This is a genomic window from Salinimicrobium oceani (genome assembly GCF_012037645.1).
In genome coordinates this window covers 1-371 of sequence record NZ_JAAVJR010001028.1, presented here as the reverse complement: position 1 = coordinate 371, position 371 = coordinate 1, and the positions used below count along the sequence as shown (strand labels likewise).

1 protein-coding gene is annotated in these 371 nt (G+C 43.9%); it reads left to right on the top strand.

Features of this window, described 5'->3' with window-relative positions:
* The coding region (locus tag HC175_RS20615) for a lactate/malate family dehydrogenase (protein WP_438865973.1) at nucleotides 1-371 on the top strand (371 nt) is incomplete at both ends.

The following is a 371-nucleotide window of genomic DNA, read 5'->3' as shown; positions in this document are numbered from 1 at the left end:
AGTAGGTGCCGGAGCTGTTGGAGCCAGCTGTGCGGAATACATTGCCATTAAGAATTTTGCTTCAGAAGTAGTTTTAGTAGATATTAAAGAAGATTATGCCGAGGGAAAGGCCATGGACCTCATGCAGACTTCCTCTCTTCTTGGATTCGACACCCGTATCACCGGAAGCACGAATGACTACTCAAAAACTGCAAATTCAGATATCGCTGTGATCACCAGTGGAATTCCGCGTAAACCGGGAATGACCCGTGAGGAATTAATAGGGATCAATGCCGATATTGTAAAATCTGTTTCAGCAAGCCTTATAGAGCACTCTCCTAATGTAACACTTATCGTGGTAAGTAATCCCATGGATACCATGACTTACCTTG